12 protein-coding genes are annotated in these 16,255 nt (G+C 72.2%); 4 read left to right on the top strand and 8 right to left on the bottom strand.

Going from position 1 to position 16,255, the window contains the following annotated elements; all coding sequences use genetic code 11:
• Positions 1 to 60: 60 nt before the first annotated feature.
• The 6 genes from IGS69_RS28555 to IGS69_RS28530 all read right to left on the bottom strand — a co-directional run bounded on the left by IGS69_RS28555 (position 61) and on the right by IGS69_RS28530 (position 7,230).
• Positions 61 to 903 carry a nitrilase-related carbon-nitrogen hydrolase gene (locus IGS69_RS28555; RefSeq protein ID WP_190903354.1) on the bottom strand — a complete coding sequence of 281 codons (843 nt, stop codon included), beginning with the start codon at positions 901 to 903 and terminating at the stop codon, positions 61 to 63.
• 155 nt (positions 904 to 1,058) lie between these two features.
• Positions 1,059 to 2,624 (bottom strand): PucR family transcriptional regulator, encoded by a 1,566-nt coding sequence (locus tag IGS69_RS28550; RefSeq protein ID WP_190903353.1) that lies wholly within the window; start codon positions 2,622 to 2,624, stop codon positions 1,059 to 1,061.
• 28 nt (positions 2,625 to 2,652) lie between these two features.
• Complete coding sequence (locus tag IGS69_RS28545) at positions 2,653 to 3,939, bottom strand: aspartate aminotransferase family protein (RefSeq protein ID WP_190903352.1); 1,287 nt, start codon at positions 3,937 to 3,939, stop codon at positions 2,653 to 2,655.
• A complete protein-coding gene (locus IGS69_RS28540; RefSeq protein ID WP_190903351.1) occupies positions 3,936 to 4,778 on the bottom strand; it encodes a nitrilase-related carbon-nitrogen hydrolase in 843 nt (280 codons plus the stop codon). Before IGS69_RS28540 ends, IGS69_RS28545 begins: the two co-directional genes overlap by 4 nt.
• Positions 4,779 to 4,948: 170 nt before the next feature.
• Positions 4,949 to 6,880, bottom strand: coding sequence for a hypothetical protein (locus tag IGS69_RS28535; protein WP_190903350.1), 1,932 nt, complete (start codon positions 6,878 to 6,880; stop codon positions 4,949 to 4,951).
• A gap of 98 nt (positions 6,881 to 6,978) precedes the next feature.
• Positions 6,979 to 7,230 (bottom strand): helix-turn-helix domain-containing protein, encoded by a 252-nt coding sequence (locus IGS69_RS28530; RefSeq protein WP_030855017.1) that lies wholly within the window; start codon positions 7,228 to 7,230, stop codon positions 6,979 to 6,981.
• A gap of 32 nt (positions 7,231 to 7,262) precedes the next feature.
• On the opposite strand from IGS69_RS28530, the gene map reads away from it, so the two are divergent.
• Entirely contained in the window at positions 7,263 to 8,030 is a 768-nt protein-coding gene (gene map, locus IGS69_RS28525) for a type I methionyl aminopeptidase (protein WP_190903349.1), read from the top strand.
• A 179-nt stretch (positions 8,031 to 8,209) separates the two neighbouring features.
• Positions 8,210 to 10,753 (top strand): ATP-dependent Clp protease ATP-binding subunit, encoded by a 2,544-nt coding sequence (locus IGS69_RS28520; protein WP_190903348.1) that lies wholly within the window; start codon positions 8,210 to 8,212, stop codon positions 10,751 to 10,753.
• Between the two features lie 47 nt (positions 10,754 to 10,800).
• On the opposite strand, the gene ggt is transcribed toward IGS69_RS28520, so the two are convergent.
• Positions 10,801 to 12,603, bottom strand: coding sequence for a gamma-glutamyltransferase (gene ggt / locus IGS69_RS28515; RefSeq protein ID WP_190903347.1), 1,803 nt, complete (start codon positions 12,601 to 12,603; stop codon positions 10,801 to 10,803).
• 105 nt (positions 12,604 to 12,708) lie between these two features.
• On the opposite strand from ggt, the gene IGS69_RS28510 reads away from it, so the two are divergent.
• Positions 12,709 to 13,473, top strand: a complete 765-nt coding sequence (locus IGS69_RS28510) for a hypothetical protein (protein WP_190903346.1) — start codon at positions 12,709 to 12,711, stop codon at positions 13,471 to 13,473.
• 115 nt (positions 13,474 to 13,588) lie between these two features.
• Positions 13,589 to 15,157 (top strand): CocE/NonD family hydrolase, encoded by a 1,569-nt coding sequence (locus tag IGS69_RS28505; protein WP_190903345.1) that lies wholly within the window; start codon positions 13,589 to 13,591, stop codon positions 15,155 to 15,157.
• Positions 15,158 to 15,379: 222 nt separating this feature from the next.
• On the opposite strand, the gene IGS69_RS28500 is transcribed toward IGS69_RS28505, so the two are convergent.
• The gene (locus IGS69_RS28500; RefSeq protein WP_190903344.1) at positions 15,380 to 16,123 is read right to left on the bottom strand and encodes an amino acid ABC transporter ATP-binding protein; all 744 of its coding nucleotides are present in this window, start codon (positions 16,121 to 16,123) and stop codon (positions 15,380 to 15,382) included.
• Positions 16,124 to 16,255 lie beyond the last annotated feature (132 nt).

Here is a 16,255-nt window from a genome sequence, read left to right as displayed (position 1 = left end):
TGTGTGTGGCTGGTCGCGCCCATGCGGCGGTAGCCGCACATGGAGCACGAACCCGCGCCCCTAGGGGGCCGTCAGCGGACCGTAGGCTCCAGGCGCGCGGTCCCGGTAGAACTGCCAGCGGTCGCGGACCTCTCGGAGCCTGGCCATGTCCAGGTCCCTCACCACCAGTTCGGGCTCCTTGTCGCTCGCCACCTCGCCGACGAACTGGGCCTCGGGGTCCACGAAGTACGAGGTGCCGTAGAAGTCGTTGTCGCCGTACTCCTCGACGCCCACCCGGTTGATCGCGCCGACGAAGTACTCGTTGGCGACGGCCGCCGCCGGCTGTTCCAGCTGCCAGAGGTAGCCCGACAGGCCGCGGGAGGTGGCCGAGGGGTTGAAGACGATCTCGGCACCCGCGAGGCCGAGCGCGCGCCAGCCCTCCGGGAAGTGGCGGTCGTAGCAGATGTAGACGCCGACCCGGCCGACCTTGGTGTCGAAGACGGGCCAGCCGCTGTTGCCCGGCCGGAAGTAGAACTTCTCCCAGAATCCCCTGACCTGGGGGATGTGGGTCTTGCGGTACTTGCCGAGGTAGGAGCCGTCCGCGTCGATCACGGCGGCGGTGTTGTAGAGGACGCCGGGCTGCTCCTCCTCGTACATCGGCAGCACCAGGACGAGTCCGAGTTCCTCGGCGAGAGCCTGGAAGCGGCGGACGATGGGGCCCTCGGGGATCTGCTCGGCGTACTCGTAGAAGGCCGGGTCCTGGACCTGGCAGAAGTACGGTCCGTAGAACAGCTCCTGGAAACACAGGACTTGGGCGCCCTGCGCGGCCGCGTCGCGGGCCGCCTGCTCGTGGACCTGGATCATCGACTCCTTGTCGCCCGTCCAGGCGGTCTGGAAGACGGCGGCACGGATCACTCGGCTCATCGGGACCTCCGGTCGCTCGGTGTGCCGTGAGCCTAGGGAGGGCGGAGGGCGTCTTTGAGTTGCAGCGTGTCACGTCCGGGGGCGTGCGGCGTGCCACCGTGTCACTCTTTCGTGGACCCATGTTTCACCGCCGTTTTCCCAGGTGGTCGCGTGTTTCACTGCTGTTGCGCGTCGTGCGCGAGGAGCGCGATGTGCACCGAGGCGGCCTGCTCGAAGTCGTCGAGGTCCACCCCGAGGCGGACCTGTATGGACTCCAGACGGCGGTACAGGGCCGGCCGGGAGACGTGGTGGAGCTGGGCGGTGCGGGACTTGTTGCGGCCGGTGGCGAGGTAGGTGCGCAGGACCGACAGCAGGTCCTCGTCGCTCTCGCGCAGCAGCCCGTCCAGCTCCCGCTCCGCGAACGACTGCACGTGCGGGTCGTCGCGCAGCAGCCGGATCAGGCCCCGCAGGTGGACGTCCCTGAGGCGTACGACCGGTGGCAGGTCGAGGACGGCGGAGGAGTCGGCGACGGCGTCCGCGACATGCTGGGCCTCGCGCAGTCCGGTGGGTACGTCGTCCCAGGCGGCGCGGGGTTCGGCCGCCGCCACCACCGGGTGGTCGGGGCCGGTCTCGGTGCGCAGCCGGGTCGCGAAGTGCGCGGCGAGGGCACCCGCGTCCTGATCGCGGGGCAGGCTGAGCAGCACGGCGGTGGCGCCGTCGGCGAGTTCGGCGACCAGCCCGGGCAGGCCCAGCAGCCGCAGCAGCCGTTCGAGGCGGGCGGGGTCGCCGTCGCGGACGACCAGCGGCACGAAGGTGCGCCGGTTGACGGGCAGTCCGGCGGCGCGGGCCCGGGGCAGCAGTTGCCGTGCGGGTACGACGCCGCTGACCAGGTCGGTGAGCAGGCTCTGCGCGGACTGCTCCTCCCAGGAGCACGCGGCGCCACCGCCGAGCATGCGGTGCAGGACGAGGGCCTCGGCGGCGCGGTCGGCCAGCAGCCGTCCGGTGGCGGTGTCGCCGCGGTAGCCGCACAGCACGATCCGGCCCCAGCGCTCCCCGCGCCCGCCCAGTTCGGCCCGGATCCAGCCGTCGCCCTCGGTGCCCCCGGCCTGCCGGGCGATGCGCTCCCAGTCGCGCAGCACGTCGTCCACCGCGGGCCGCTCCCCCGCCGTGCCGAGGACGCGGTGGGCGAGGTTGGTGACGACGACCGGGCAGGCGCTGTGCCGGGCGACCTCGTCGAGCAGGCGTTGCAGGGGGGCGCCGGCGGTGATGAGGGCGGTGAGTTCGGTGCGGACGGCCTCGGAGAGGCTGACGGCGGCGAACTTGCGGCGCACCAGCCGCGACTGGACCTCCTCGGTCAGTTCGGCGAAGGGGAAGGGCCGGTGCAGGACGACCATCGGCAGTCCGCACCGCTCGGCCGCCCGGCGCATCACGTCCGGCGCCGCGGGGAAGGCGCGGCCGAGTCCGAGGACGACGGCGGCGGCCTCCGCGCGGTGCAGCGACCGGACGTACTCGGCCTGCTTGTCCTCGTCGCCGGCGAGCAGCACACCGGTGGTGAGGACCATCTCGCCGCCGGTGAGCATCACTCCGACGTCGGCGGCCTCGGCGACGTGCACCCACCGCACGGGCCGGTCGAGATGGCTCGCGCCGGCCACCACCTCGGGCTCCCCGGCGAGCACCCGCTCCAGAGTGAGGACCTGCCGCACCGACAGCGCGGGCTCCAGGGAATCCAGGGTGATGGTCATGGCGCCGTGTCCCTTGCTCAGTGCACTGCTACGGGATGCTCCGCAGAGCGTTCTCGAGGATCGCGGCGCCCTCCTCGGCCTCCGCGACGTTGAGGGACAGCGGCGGTGCGACGCGCAGCGCACTGGTGTTGTGCCCGCCGCCTTTGCCGATCAGCAGGCCGCCCTCGCGGGCCGCCTCCTGCACGGCCGCCGCGGTCTGCGGATCGGCCTCGTCGGTCCCCGGTTTCGTGATCTCGATGCCGATCATCAGCCCGCGTCCGCGTACCTCCCGTACGGCCGGGACCTGCGCGGCGACGGCCCGCAGCCGTTCGATGAGCAGACCGCCGACGCGCCGGGCGTTGCCCTGGAGGTCGTGCTCCAGCAGGTAGGTGAGGTTGGCGAGGCCCGCCGCCATGGTGATCTGGGTGCCGCCGAAGGTGGAGATGCTGTTGGAGTCCAGGCAGTTCATGATCTCGGAGCGGGCGACGACGCCACCGATGGACATGCCGTTGCCGATGCCCTTGGCGAAGGTCATGATGTCGGGCGGTCCGTTGCGCCCGTGGGCCTGCCAGCCCCAGAAGTGCTCGCCGGTGCGGCCCCAGCCGGTCTGCACCTCGTCGGCGATCCACAGGATGCCGCGCTCGTGCAGCACCTCGCGGAAGGCGGCGTACAGCCCGTCCGGCGGCGCCGTGAACCCGCCGACGCCCTGGACGGGTTCGGCGATCAGCGCGGCCGGCGCGCGGGTATGGCCGAGCAGGTCCCTCAGGTCCTCCACGCAGGCGGCGATGAAGGCCTCGTCGCTGAGGGAGGCGAACGGGCCGCGGGTGCGCACCCCGCCGTGGACGTACAGCGTCTGGAGCGGGGACAGCGAGGTCGGCGACCAGCCGCTGTTGCCGGTGATGCCGACGGCGCTGAAGGAGCGGCCGTGGTAGCTGTTGCGCATCGCGAGGATCGTGTTGCTGCGCCGGTACGCCGTGGCCAGCAGCAGGGCGGTGTCGTTGGCCTCGGTGCCGGACGTGGTGAAGAAGACGCGGGCGTCCGGGATGCCGCTCAACTGGGCGATGCGCTCGGCGAGTTCGACCATCGGGCGGTTGAGGTAGAGGGTCGAGGAGTGGATGATCCGCCCGGCCTGCTCGCTGACCGCCTTGGTGACCTCGGGCAGTGCGTGCGCCGTCATGGTGGTGAGGATGCCGCCGAAGAAGTCGAGGTACCGGTTGCCCTGGGCGTCCCAGACGTGGCGGCCCTCGCCGTGGGTGAGCTCCAGCGGCTCCTCGTAGTAGAGGGCGAGCCAGTCGGGGAGCACGGCCCGGTGGCGGCCCAGGAGGTCGTTGGTCACGGCTGCACCAGCCCTTCGTAGGCGTCGGGGCGGCGGTCGCGGTAGAAGGCCCACGTCTGCCGTACCTCTTCGATGAGGTCGAGGTCGATGTCCCGGATCACGAGCTCCTCCTCGCTGTCGCTTGCGACATCCCCCACGAACTGCCCGCGCGGGTCGACGAAGTAGCTCGTGCCGTAGAAGTCGTTGTCGCCGTACTCCTCCTGCCCGACGCGGTTGATCGCGGCGATGTAGTACCCGTTGGCGACGGCCGCCGCGGGCTGCTCCAGCCGCCACAGGTGGGAGGACAGGCTCCGGTGGGTCGCGGAGGGGTTGTAGACCAGCTGGGCCCCGGCCAGGCCGAGCTGCCGCCAGCCCTCCGGAAAGTGGCGGTCGTAGCAGATGTACACGCCGACCTTGCCGGCCGCGGTGTCGAAGACGGGCCAGCCGAGGTTCCCGGGCTTGAAGTAGAACTTCTCGCGGAAGCCCTTGAGCTGGGGGATGTGGTGCTTGCGGTACTTGCCGAGGTAGGTGCCGTCGGCGTCGATCACGGCCGCGGTGTTGTAGTAGAAGCCGGGCTGCTCCGCCTCGAACACCGGCGCGACGACCACCATGCCGGTCTCGCGGGCGAGCGCCCGCATCCGCCGTACGGTCGGACCGTCGGGGACGGGCTCGGCCCAGCGGTAGTGCTCCGGCTCCTCGACCTGGCAGAAGTAGGGGCTGTTGAAGACCTCCTGGAAACCGATGATCTTCGCGCCCCGACGGGCCGCCTCGCGGGCGTGCTCCTCGTGTTTCGCCACCATGGACTCGGTGTCGCCGGTCCATGTGGCCTGGACCAGGGCGGCACGTACGACGTTGGCCATGAGCTGCTCCTTCGACGCGACGTCTGCGCCTCTACGCCCGTAGAAGCGGGCCGTAGAGCCACGAACGTAAGCCTCTGGCACGGGGTTGCCAAGACCATCGTCGCCAACCCGCGGGGCATTGCGCGATTCACACTCCTGTGGGTGAGTCGCCCGGGGCGGTGCAGCGCCGGTCAGGCGGCGAATCCGGCGACCCGCAGGGCGTGCACGAGGTCCCAGCGCCGCTCGTCCGATACCCCCTGGGCGGCCTCCAGCAGGAGCGGCACGAGGCGCCGCGGATCGGGCTCGGCGCTGCGGGCGGCCTCCTCGGGGGTACGGGCCCTGACGTACGCGTCGAGCAGGACGCGCACCTCGCGGTGGCGCCGCTCGGCGGCCAGGCCGAGGACGGCCCGGCCGACCTCGCCCGGGGGCCGCGCGACCCCCTGCCGCAGCATCTGCTGCCCGTCCCCCGCCCGCCCGGCCTCGACCAGCGCGTCGGCGGCGGCGACCAGCCGCCCGGCGGGCAGCGAGGCGGCCTCCCACAGCAGCGTCTGCCAGTCGGCGTCCAGCCCGGCGCGGTGCAGCCGCTCCGCGAGCAGCGGATACCGGCCGGGCTCCCAGGAGGCGACTTCGGCCAGCAGGGCGTGGGCCTCCCCGCTGCGCCCCTCGCTCCGCAGCCGGCCCAGCAGGTCGACGGTCCGCCCGACCTCGGCCAGGTCCGCGGCCCCGGCCGCGCCGCCCTCCCGCGCCGGAGACTCCACCACGGCCTCGTCGGCGGCCCCGGCGAAACGCGCACCCCGGGGGGTACGGCCGGTGGCCACGGGCGCGGGTTCGGGCAGGGTCGGTACGACGGCGGGCGGCACGGCGACGGGTGCGGCCTCCTCATCGGCCATCCCGGCGAAACGGGCACTGCCGCGCCGGCGTTTACGCGGCTTGGGGGCGGGGGGTTCGGGGGCGGGAGGTTCCGGGGCTGGGGCGCCGAGCGGGTGGGGCGTGCCGTCCGGGACGGCTTCCCCGGAGACGCTCCGGGCGGCCGGCCGTGACGGGGCGTGCCGCCCGACCTCGGTCCAGGCCGGGTCGGGCACGGCACCCGCATGGCCCTCCCCCGAGACACCCTCGCCGGCGAAGTGCCGCCGGCCAGGCCACCCTGCCCCCGGGTCGGCTTCCCCGGGGACGCTCCGGGCGGCCGGCCGTGACGGGGCGTGCCGCCCGTCCTCGGTCCAGGCCGGGTCGGGCACGGCACCCGCATGGCCCTCCCCCGAGACGCCCTCGCCGGCGAAGTGCTGCCGGCCAGGCCACCCGGCCCCCGGGTCGGCTTCCCCGGGGACGTTCCGGGCGGCCAGCCGTGACGGGGCGTGCCGCCCGACCTCGGTCCAGGCCGGGTCGGGCACGGCACCCGCATGACCTTCCCCCGAGACGCCCTCGCCGGCGAAGCGCTGCCGGCCAGGCCACCCGGCCCCCGGGTCGGCAGTTCCGGAGCGGCCCGTCGCCGTTGACGCCGAGCCCGGGGTGTTGCGCTGCGGCGCGGCGGTCGGCGATCCCGGCGCGGCGCCGTGCGGTCCGTCGCCGTCGCCCCGGACTGTCGGGGGCGTCCCCACCGGCGGTGGCACCCCCCGCCCCCGCCGGTCCAGGTGGGCCATCCGTGCGCGGAGCTCCGCGCAGCGGGCCGCGGCGCGTTCGTGGTCGTCGCGTGCCCAGGACAGGTCCAGGCGGAGGGAGTCGGCCTGTTCGGGGGTCGTGGCCGAGGTCAGGTGGCGGGTGAGGGCGGCCTGGCGTTCGGCGGCGTACCTCTGTTCGCGGAGCATGGCGTCGAGGCGGTCGCCGAGGGCGTCGCGGCCACCGGGCCGGGTGTCGTACACGGCGAGCGCGGCGGCGTGCAGGGCGCGGGCGCGCTCGGTCTCCGGGCCGGCTCCGCCCGGTCCGTACTGTCCGGCGAGGTCCCGCAGCAGCGCCTCGACCACGTCCCAGGGCGGCAGGTCACGCCCGTCGAGACAGGCCCGCATGCCCGCCGGGTCGCGCTGCCAGAACACCGCGCACCAGCCGCCGGACGGGTCGAGGCGTGCCAGGAGGCCGTCCAGGTAGGTCGCGAACTCGCCGACTTCCGCCGGGAGTTGATCCGCCGCCATCGCTCAACTCCCGTGAGGCCGGAGCATTCCGCCCCGTAGGCAACACCAGTCGTGTTACGGACGTGCTACGGGCAGTTTTCACGCACGGCGCGGGTTCCTCAGAGGGGTACGAGTACGCACTGTCCGGCCAGGTCGTCCATGGACAGCCCGAGGACTCCGGCCAGCGCGGCCACCGTGAAGAAGGCCGGGGTCGGGGCCCGGCCGGTCTCGATCTTCCGGAGGGTCTCGGCGGAGATGCCGGCGCTCGCCGCGATCTCCGTCATACTCCGGCCACCACGCGCCTCGCGCAGCAGCCGGCCGAGCCGCTCGCCGCGTTCGCGCTCTTCGGGGGTGAGAGGGGTGCGCACCATGCCCCCATTCTAATACCGGTATAGTAATTGGCATGGTGGAGCTGAAGACAGACACTTCTATCGACGCGATGCACGAGGCGGGCCAGGTCGTCGCCCGTGCCCTGACGGCCGTACAGAAGGCCGCCGACGTGGGCGTCTCCCTGCTGGAGCTGGACGAGGTGGCGCACGGCGTGCTGCGCGAGGCGGGCGCGACCTCGCCCTTCCTGGGGTACCGGCCGTCCTTCGCGCCGACCCCGTTCCCCGCCGTCCTCTGCGTCTCGGTCAACGACGCGATCGTGCACGGCGTCCCGGACCGCTACCGCCTGCGCGACGGAGACCTGGTCTCCATCGACTTCGGCGCCGAACTGGGCGGCTGGGTCGGCGACTCGGCGCTCAGCTTCGTCGTGGGCACGCCGCGCGAGGCGGACCTCCGGCTGATCGAGACCGCCGAGCGGGCCCTCGCGGCCGGCATCGAGGCCGCCGTGGTGGGCAACCGCATCGGCGACATCGCCCACGCGATCGGCACGATCTGCCGCGGCGCCGGCTACGGCATCCCGGACGGCTTCGGCGGCCACGGCATCGGCCGCCGCATGCACGAGGACCCCGGGGTGCCCAACGAGGGCCGCCCGGGGCGGGGCATGCGGCTGCGGCACGGCATGGTGCTGGCGATCGAACCCATGGTCGTCGCGGGCGGCGCGGACGACTTCCACGCGGCCCCCGACGGCTGGACCCTGAAGACCAACGACGGCTCCCGCGCGGCCCACGCGGAGCACACGGTGGCGATCACGGACTCAGGGCCGAGGATCCTGACCGCACGCTGACAGCTGACCGTATTGACCGGGTACGCCCCGAAGGTGCCCCTCGTCGACGATCGTGCGAAGGTGTTCTACGAGCGCGCCCCAGGTGTAACCGGCTGCCACCCGGGTTACCCGACCCCGGCACGTCGACCAGCGAGGGCGTCCCCCGCCCGCGCGCCGGGGACGCCGGGAACGGAAGGCCCATGAGCAGCGGCTTCACCAGCCCGGAGGGGGAGGGCTACGGCTCGGATCCCTTCGGAGAATTCCTCGCACGGTTCTTCGGCGGACCGCGTCCCGGTCCCCGGCAGATCGATCTCGGGCGGCTGCTCAGTCAGCCGGCCCGGGAGCTCGTCCGCGGCGCCGCCCAGTACGCGGCCGAGCACGGCAGCCGGGACCTCGACACCCAGCATCTGCTGCGGGCGGCGCTCACCACCGAGCCCACCCGCACCCTGCTCAGCAAGGCCGGCGCGAACCCGGACTCGCTGGCCTCGCAGATCGACGACCGGTCGGGGCCTGCCCAGCACACCCCGGACGACGCCCCGCCGCCGACCGCGCTCTCCCTCACCCCGGCCGCCAAGCGGGCCCTGCTGGACGCGCACGACATGGCCCGGGCCCGCGGCTACGGCTACATCGGCCCGGAGCACGTGCTGAGCGCCCTGGCGTCGAACCCCGACTCCGCCGCCGGGCACATCCTCAACGCGGCCCGCTTCGCCCCCTCCGAGCCGCCCGAGGCACCGGAGGCCCCCCAGTCGGAGCGCCCGCGCCCGACGAACACGCCGACCCTCGACAAGTACGGCCGTGACCTCACCGAGCTGGCCCGGCAGGGCCGGATCGACCCGGTGATCGGCCGGGACCAGGAGATCGAGCAGACCGTCGAGGTCCTGTCCCGGCGCGGCAAGAACAACCCGGTGCTGATCGGTGACGCGGGCGTCGGCAAGACGGCCATCGTGGAGGGGCTCGCGCAGCGCATCTCCGAGGCGGACGTGCCCGATGTCCTGATCGGGCGCCGCGTGGTCGCCCTGGACCTGACGGGCGTGGTCGCGGGCACCCGCTACCGGGGTGACTTCGAGGAGCGGATGAACAACATCGTGAGTGAGATCCGCGCCCACTCCGACCAGTTGATCATCTTCATCGACGAGCTGCACACGGTCGTGGGTGCCGGTTCCGGCGGCGGCGACGGCAGCTCCATGGACGCCGGCAACATCCTCAAGCCGGCCCTCGCCCGCGGGGAGCTGCACATCGTGGGCGCCACCACGCTGGAGGAGTACCGCCGGATCGAGAAGGACGCGGCGCTGGCCCGCCGCTTCCAGCCGATCATGGTGCCGGAGCCGACCGCGGCCGACGCGATCGAGATCCTGCGCGGCCTCCAGGACCGCTACGAGGCCCACCACCAGGTCCGCTACACCGACGAGGCGCTGGTCGCGGCCGTGGAGCTCTCCGACCGCTACCTCACCGACCGCCGTCTGCCCGACAAGGCCATCGACCTCATCGACCAGGCCGGTGCCCGGGTGCGGCTGCGGGCCCGTACCAAGGGCACGGACGTCCGGGCCCTGGAGCGGGAGCTGGAGCAGCTGACCCGGGACAAGGACCAGGCCGTCGCGGACGAGCAGTACGAGCAGGCCACCCAGCTGCGCGACCGGATCGTGGAGCTGAAGCAGCGGATCACCGAGGCCGGCGGCGACAGCGAGGTCGACGAGGGCCAGGACCTGGTGGTCGGAGCCGAGTCGATCGCCGAGGTGGTGTCCCGGCAGACCGGCATCCCGGTCGCCAGCCTGACCCAGGAGGAGAAGGACCGTCTGCTGGGTCTCGAGGAGCATCTGCACGAGCGGGTGGTCGGCCAGGACGAGGCCGTGGGGGTCGTGTCGGACGCGGTACTGCGTTCCCGCGCCGGGCTCGCCGCCCCCGACCGGCCGATCGGCAGCTTCCTGTTCCTCGGCCCGACGGGCGTCGGCAAGACCGAGCTGGCCCGGGCGCTCGCCGAGGCCCTGTTCGGCAGCGAGGACCGCATGGTCCGGCTCGACATGAGCGAGTACCAGGAGCGCCACACCGTCAGCCGGCTGGTCGGCGCCCCGCCCGGTTACGTCGGCCACGAGGAGGCGGGCCAGCTCACCGAGGTCGTGCGCCGTCACCCGTACTCGCTGCTCCTGCTGGACGAGGTGGAGAAGGCCCATCCGGACGTCTTCAACATCCTGCTGCAGGTCCTCGACGACGGCCGGCTGACCGACTCCCAGGGCCGCACCGTGGACTTCAGCAACACCGTCATCGTGATGACGAGCAATCTCGGCTCCGAGGCGATCACCCGCCGGGGCGCCACGACGGGCTTCGCCGCGGGCGGCGCCGACGCGGACGAGGAGGCCCGCCGCGAGCAGATCCTGCGCCCGCTGCGGGAGCACTTCCGCCCGGAGTTCCTCAACCGCATCGACGAGATCGTCGTCTTCCGCCAGCTCACCACGGAGCAGCTGCGCAGGATCACCAACCTCCTGCTGGACCGCACCCGGTCCCTGGTGCAGGACAAGGGCATCACGGTGGACTTCACCGACCAGGCGGTGGAATGGCTGGCCGAGCGCGGCTACCAGCCGGAGTACGGCGCCCGCCCGCTCCGCCGCACGATCCAGCGCGAGGTGGACAACGAACTGTCACGGCTGCTGCTGGACGGCAGGGTCCCGGAGAACGGCCGGGTGACGGTGGACGTGCAGGACGGCCAATTGGCGTTCGAGACCGATCAGGCAGCTGCGCCCTCGCCCTAGGGCGAGGGCCACTGCGCGACCGGCCCCCACGCCGCCGCACCCGGCACTCAACGCACAGGCCGCACCACCATCGCCGACCCCCCGCCCCGCCGCACGGTCTCCGCGGCTGCCAGCCACTTCCCGCCGGGCAGCCGCTGCACACCCGTGGCCGCACCGATCTCGGGGTTGGCCTTGAAGGAGTGCCCGATCGCCTCCAGCTGCTTCCTGACCTCACCGTCGAGCCCGGGTTCCAGCTCGGTCTGCGCAGCGTTCCGCTGACTCGCCCGCGGCGCCGCGATCGCGTCGACCAGCGGCAGCCCCCGGTCGACGAACCCGGTGAGCGTCTGCAGAACGGTCGTGATGATCGTCGCGCCGCCCGGTGACCCCAGCGCCACCACGGGCCGGTGGTGCCGGTCCAGCACGATCGTCGGCGAGATCGACGACCGCGGCCGCTTGCCGGGCCCGGGCAGGTTCGGGTCGTGCACGGCGGGGTTCGCCGGGGCGAAGGAGAAGTCCGTCAGCTCGTTGTTGAGGATGAACCCCCGCCCGGGGACGGTGATCCCGCTGCCACCGGTCTGCTCGATGGTGAGGGTGTAGGCGACGACGTTGCCCCACTTGTCGGCCACCGTCAGATGCGTGGTGCTGTCGCCCTCGTACGTCGTCGGAGCCGCCTTGTCCCCCGAGCGGCAGCGCGCGGGGTCGCGCGGGTCCCCCGGCGCCACGGGACTGGTGAGCACCGCGTCGTCCTTGATGAGGCACTCGCGCGAGTCGGCGAAGCGCTGTGACAGCAGTTCCTTCGTCGGCACGTCCTCGAAGGCCGGGTCACCGACCCAGCGTCCCCGGTCCGCGAACGCGATCCGGCTGGCCTCGATGAAGCGGTGGAGGTACTTCGCCTGGCTCGCCTCGGACAGGTCGGTCCGCTCCAGGATGTTGAGCGCCTCACCGACGGTCGTCCCGCCGGAGGAGGACGGCGCCATGGAGTAGACGCCGAGGCCGCGGTACGAGGTCCGGGTGGGCGCCTGGACCTTGGTGCGGTAGGCGGCCAGGTCCTTGGCGGTCAGGTCGCCGGGCCGGGCGTTCCAGCCCGAGGCGGGATCGACCGGCGGCTTGTCGACCGTGTCGACGATGTCCCGGCCGAGTCTGCCGCGGTAGATGGCGTCGACGCCCTGGTGCCCCAACTCCGCGTAGGTGCGGGCGAGATCGGGGTTCTTGAAGGTGGAGCCGACGACGGGGAGCCGGCCGCCCGGCAGGAACAGCTCGGCCGTGTCCGGGAAGTAGCGGAAGCGGGCCTCGTTGGACGCCGTCTGCGAACGGAAGGTCTCGTCGACGGTGAAACCGTCGCGCGCCAGCCGCTCGGCCGGCTTCAGGACACTCGCGAGCCGCTTGCTGCCCCACTGTTCGAGCGCCGTCTGCCAGGTGGCGGGCGTGCCCGGGGTGCCGACGCTCAGGCCGCTGCTGACGGCGTCGGCGAAGGCGAGGGGCTTGCCGTTCTCGAGGAACAGGTCCTGGCCGGCGCTCAGCGGGGCGGTCTCGCGGCCGTCGATGGTGCGGACCGTGCGGGTCTTGGCGTCGTAGTACACGAAGTAGCCGCCTCCGCCGATGCCGGCGGAGTAGGGCTCGGTGACGCCGAGCGCGGCGGCCGTGGCGACGGCGGCGTCGACGGCGTTGCCGCCCCCCCGCAGGACCTCGATCCCGGCGGCGGAGGCGTCGGGATCGACACTGGAGACGGCGCCCCCGTAGCCGACGGCCAGCGGGGATTTCTCACCGCCGGGGCTCTGCGCGGCGGGTGGCGGCGCCGCCGCTCCCACGGACACCACCACGGCGGCCGAAACCGCCAGGACCGTCAGATTCCGTGCCACAGGGCGACGCATCCGCACCTCCAGTCAAAGGCCGTCCGCGCAGCTTAATTCATCGCCATGGCCGCGTCAGGCACGCGTCGAACACCGGTGCGTCGGGGCCCGCTACCATGCGCGCCCATGAATGACGACGTGCGCAACATCGTTCTGGGTGTGGTCGCGGCGGGCATCAGTGCCGCGCTCGGCTGGGTGGCCCGCACCTACCTGTGGAAGCGCAAGCTCCGCCGCAAGCAGGTGTTCTTCGGGCTGCCCGACAACTCCGAGTCCCTGCTGGTGGTGAATCGGGGCGCGGCCGGACCTGAGTTCGCGGTGATGCGCTACGACGTGTTCGCCCTGCTCGAACTGGCCGCGCTGATCAAGGACTGCAACGCCCACGCCCAGATACTCCCGCACGACACGGCACGCCAGGGGTTCGGGGAGCGCACCGAGTTCTGCGTGGGCGGCCCGGCGTCCAACCGCCGGATGGCGGCCCATCTGTCCTCCCTGCTGCCGGGGGTGCGGGTGAACGTCGACGCCGAACCGGGCCCGGACCGGGGCGCGTTCCAGGTCGGCGCCGAGCGCTACCCCGTGGACAACGGCAGGGAGGAGTACGCGCTGCTCGCCCGGCTCACCGCGGACCGCAGCCGGCACACCCGGCCGGTCTTCCTCTTCTGCGGCCAGACGTCGATCACCAACCAGGCCACCACCCGCTACCTGGCCCGCAACCACGAGAAACTGACCCGCAAGTACGGCAGCAGTTCGTTCGTGCTGCTGCTCAAGGTGATCAACTCGCAGGCGTACGGCCCGGACGTCGTCGAACTGGTGGAGGACGTGACGCGCGCGGCGCAGACCGCGCTGCCCGCCGCCACGACGACGACTCCACGCAACACACACCGCGCCACCTGAGATCCTCCACGGCTCAACAATCGTTACTGGCACGTAACTTACCGACGGGTTACCTCTGGTAAGAGGCCGAGGTTACCGTTCGGTCACTTTGCACTTACACGAGTGAGGAGTGACCGTGGGACTCCACCGCAAGGCCCTGCGCACCACCGCCGTAGGCGCCGTCTCGGCGACCCTGGTCGCCGGTACCGCCCTCGGATTCGCCCCCACCGCCCAGGCGACCCCGAACCCCGTCCGCTTCGTCGACATCACCGGCGACGGCGGCACCGTCCTCAAGGCCAACGTCGTCACCCCGGCCGGGGCCGCCGCCACCGACCGCTACCCGCTGCTCGTCATGCCCACGAGCTGGGGCCTCCCCCAGGTCGAGTACCTGGCCCAGGCACAGAAGCTCGCCGACTCCGGGTACGTCGTGGTCACCTACAACGTGCGCGGCTTCTGGCAGTCGGGCGGCGAGATAGAAGTGGCGGGCCCACCCGATGTCGCCGACGCGTCGAAGGTCATCGACTGGGCGCTCGCCCACACCCCCGCCGACGCCGGGCACATCGGCATCGCGGGCGTCTCCTACGGCGCGGGCATCAGCCTGCTCGCCGCCGCGCACGACAAGCGGATCAAGGCGGTCGCCTCACTCAGCGGCTGGGCCGACCTCACCGGCTCGATCTACTCCGGACGCACCCAGCACCTCCAGGCAGTGGCCCTGCTGGACGGCGCGAGCGTGGTGACGGGCCGCCAGAGCCCGGAAGTGCGGCAGACGTTCAACGACTTCTACGCCTCCAACCTGGCGAAGGAACCGGAGCTCATCGCCTGGGGGAAGAGACGTTCCCCCGCGACCTACGTCGACCGGATCAACGAGAACGGCGCGGCTATCATGCTCGCCAACGCCTGGGGCGACAGCGTCTTCCCGCCCAACCAGTACGCCGACTTCTACGAGAAGCTGACCGGCCCGAAGCGGCTGGCGATGCGGCCCGGAGACCACGCCACGGCCGAGCTGCCCGGCCTGTTCGGGCTGCCCAACGACGTCTGGAAGGACACCGGTCGCTGGTTCGACCACCACCTCAGGGGCGAGGACAACGGCATCGACCGCGAGCAGCCCGTCCAGCTGAAGTCCCGTTCCTCCGGCGGCTACGAGGGCTACCCGGACTGGAAGTCGGTCGCCGCGACCGACCGGAAGATCGCCCTCGGGGGCACGACCACGATCCGCGCGAACGTGAACTCGGGGGCGGACGGCGGTGTCGTCTTCCTGTCCAGCATCCTCGACCAGGTGGCCCAGCTGCCGCCGATGGCCTCGATCCCGCTGCTCCCCCGCCGCTGGGCCGCCGTGTGGCAGTCGGAGAAGTCGGCCACGGCCCAACAGGTGCGCGGAACGACGAAGTTGCACACGACCCTCATCCCGGCCAAGGAGAGCGGCACCCTCGTCGCCTACCTGTACGACGTGGGGCCGCTCGGCCTCGGCAAGCTGGTCACCCACGCGCCGTACACCTTCCACGGGCGCGCCCCCGGAAAGCCGTTCGGCGTCGACCTGGAGCTGTACTCCACGGCCTACGACGTCCCGGCCGGGCATCGCCTCGCCCTGGTCGTCGACACGGTCGACCCGCTCTACATCGAGCACAACCCGTCCGGCGCGCAGCTGACCTTCTCCTCGCCGGCGAACGACCCGTCGTACGTGTCGGTTCCGCTGCGCGAGCAGTGATCTCCGGCTGCCGCCGGACGGGCCTGGCCGATGTGAACCGCCGCCCCCGTGGCCTTCGGGCCGTGGGGGCCTCACCCGGCGGGAATCGCCCCGCGGACCGGGCGGGCGGTCTGCTCTTCCCCGGCGGATCGGCGGCCTTCGGCGAAGTCCCCCTCTCCGACAGGGATGAAGGGCACATCGTAGTCGAGGTCCGCTGCGATGAGCCGTCCGGTGCCCGCCCGTTCAGTGCTTGAGGATCTTGGAGAGGAAGTCCTTGGCGCGGTCGCTGCTCGGGTTGGTGAAGAACTCGTCGGGGGCGCGGTCCTCGACGATCGCGCCGTCGGACATGAAGACGACGCGGTTGGCGGCCGAGCGGGCGAAGCCCATCTCGTGCGTGACGACGATCATGGTCATGCCGTCGCGGGCCAGTTGCTTCATGACCTCGAGCACCTCGTTGATCATCTCCGGGTCCAGGGCCGAGGTCGGCTCGTCGAAGAGCATCACCTTGGGCTCCATGGCCAGGGCGCGGGCGATGGCCACGCGCTGCTGCTGACCTCCGGAGAGCTGCGCCGGGTACTTGTCCGCCTGGTTGCCGACACCGACCCGGTCGAGGAGTTCGCGGGAGCGCTTGTCGGCGTCCTCCTTCCGGCGCCCGCGGACCCTGACCTGCCCCAGGGAGACGTTCTGCAGGACGGTCTTGTGGGCGAAGAGGTTGAACGACTGGAAGACCATGCCGACGTCCGCGCGCAGCCGGGCCAGGGGCTTGCCCTCCTCCGGCAGCGGCTGCCCGTCGAGGACGATCTGCCCGGACTCGATGGTCTCCAGCCGGTTGATCGCCCGGCAGAGGGTCGACTTCCCCGACCCCGACGGGCCGATCACCACGACCACCTCCCCCCGGCCGACGGTGAGGTTGATGTCCTGCAGGACATGCAGGTCCCCGAAGTGCTTGTTGACGTCACGCAGCTCGATCAGCGGCTCGACGGCCATGCTCAGCCCTACTCACTCTCAGCTGTGTGGTGGTTGCCGCAACGTATCCAGGCAAGATCGAACGTGGCGGGCGACACGCACTTTTCGATCATTAGCCGTATTTACGTCGGACTTTGGGCCAAAGGTTCTGGC

Source organism: Streptomyces tuirus (assembly GCF_014701095.1).
Classification (GTDB): Bacteria; Actinomycetota; Actinomycetes; order Streptomycetales; family Streptomycetaceae; genus Streptomyces; species Streptomyces tuirus.
This window is presented reverse-complemented; position numbering and strand designations above follow the sequence as displayed.

Bases quoted from the DNA above. Each gene is read 5' to 3' on its own strand.
- IGS69_RS28555 (WP_190903354.1), bottom strand. From the start codon at position 903: ATGAGCCGAGTGATCCGTGCCGCCGTCTTCCAGACCGCCTGGACGGGC.
- IGS69_RS28550 (WP_190903353.1), bottom strand. From the start codon at position 2,624: ATGACCATCACCCTGGATTCCCTGGAGCCCGCGCTGTCGGTGCGGCAG.
- IGS69_RS28540 (WP_190903351.1), bottom strand. From the start codon at position 4,778: ATGGCCAACGTCGTACGTGCCGCCCTGGTCCAGGCCACATGGACCGGC.
- IGS69_RS28535 (WP_190903350.1), bottom strand. From the start codon at position 6,880: ATGGCGGCGGATCAACTCCCGGCGGAAGTCGGCGAGTTCGCGACCTAC.
- IGS69_RS28530 (WP_030855017.1), bottom strand. From the start codon at position 7,230: ATGGTGCGCACCCCTCTCACCCCCGAAGAGCGCGAACGCGGCGAGCGG.
- map (WP_190903349.1), top strand. From the start codon at position 7,263: ATGGTGGAGCTGAAGACAGACACTTCTATCGACGCGATGCACGAGGCG.
- IGS69_RS28520 (WP_190903348.1), top strand. From the start codon at position 8,210: ATGAGCAGCGGCTTCACCAGCCCGGAGGGGGAGGGCTACGGCTCGGAT.
- ggt (WP_190903347.1), bottom strand. From the start codon at position 12,603: ATGCGTCGCCCTGTGGCACGGAATCTGACGGTCCTGGCGGTTTCGGCC.
- IGS69_RS28510 (WP_190903346.1), top strand. From the start codon at position 12,709: ATGAATGACGACGTGCGCAACATCGTTCTGGGTGTGGTCGCGGCGGGC.
- IGS69_RS28500 (WP_190903344.1), bottom strand. From the start codon at position 16,123: ATGGCCGTCGAGCCGCTGATCGAGCTGCGTGACGTCAACAAGCACTTC.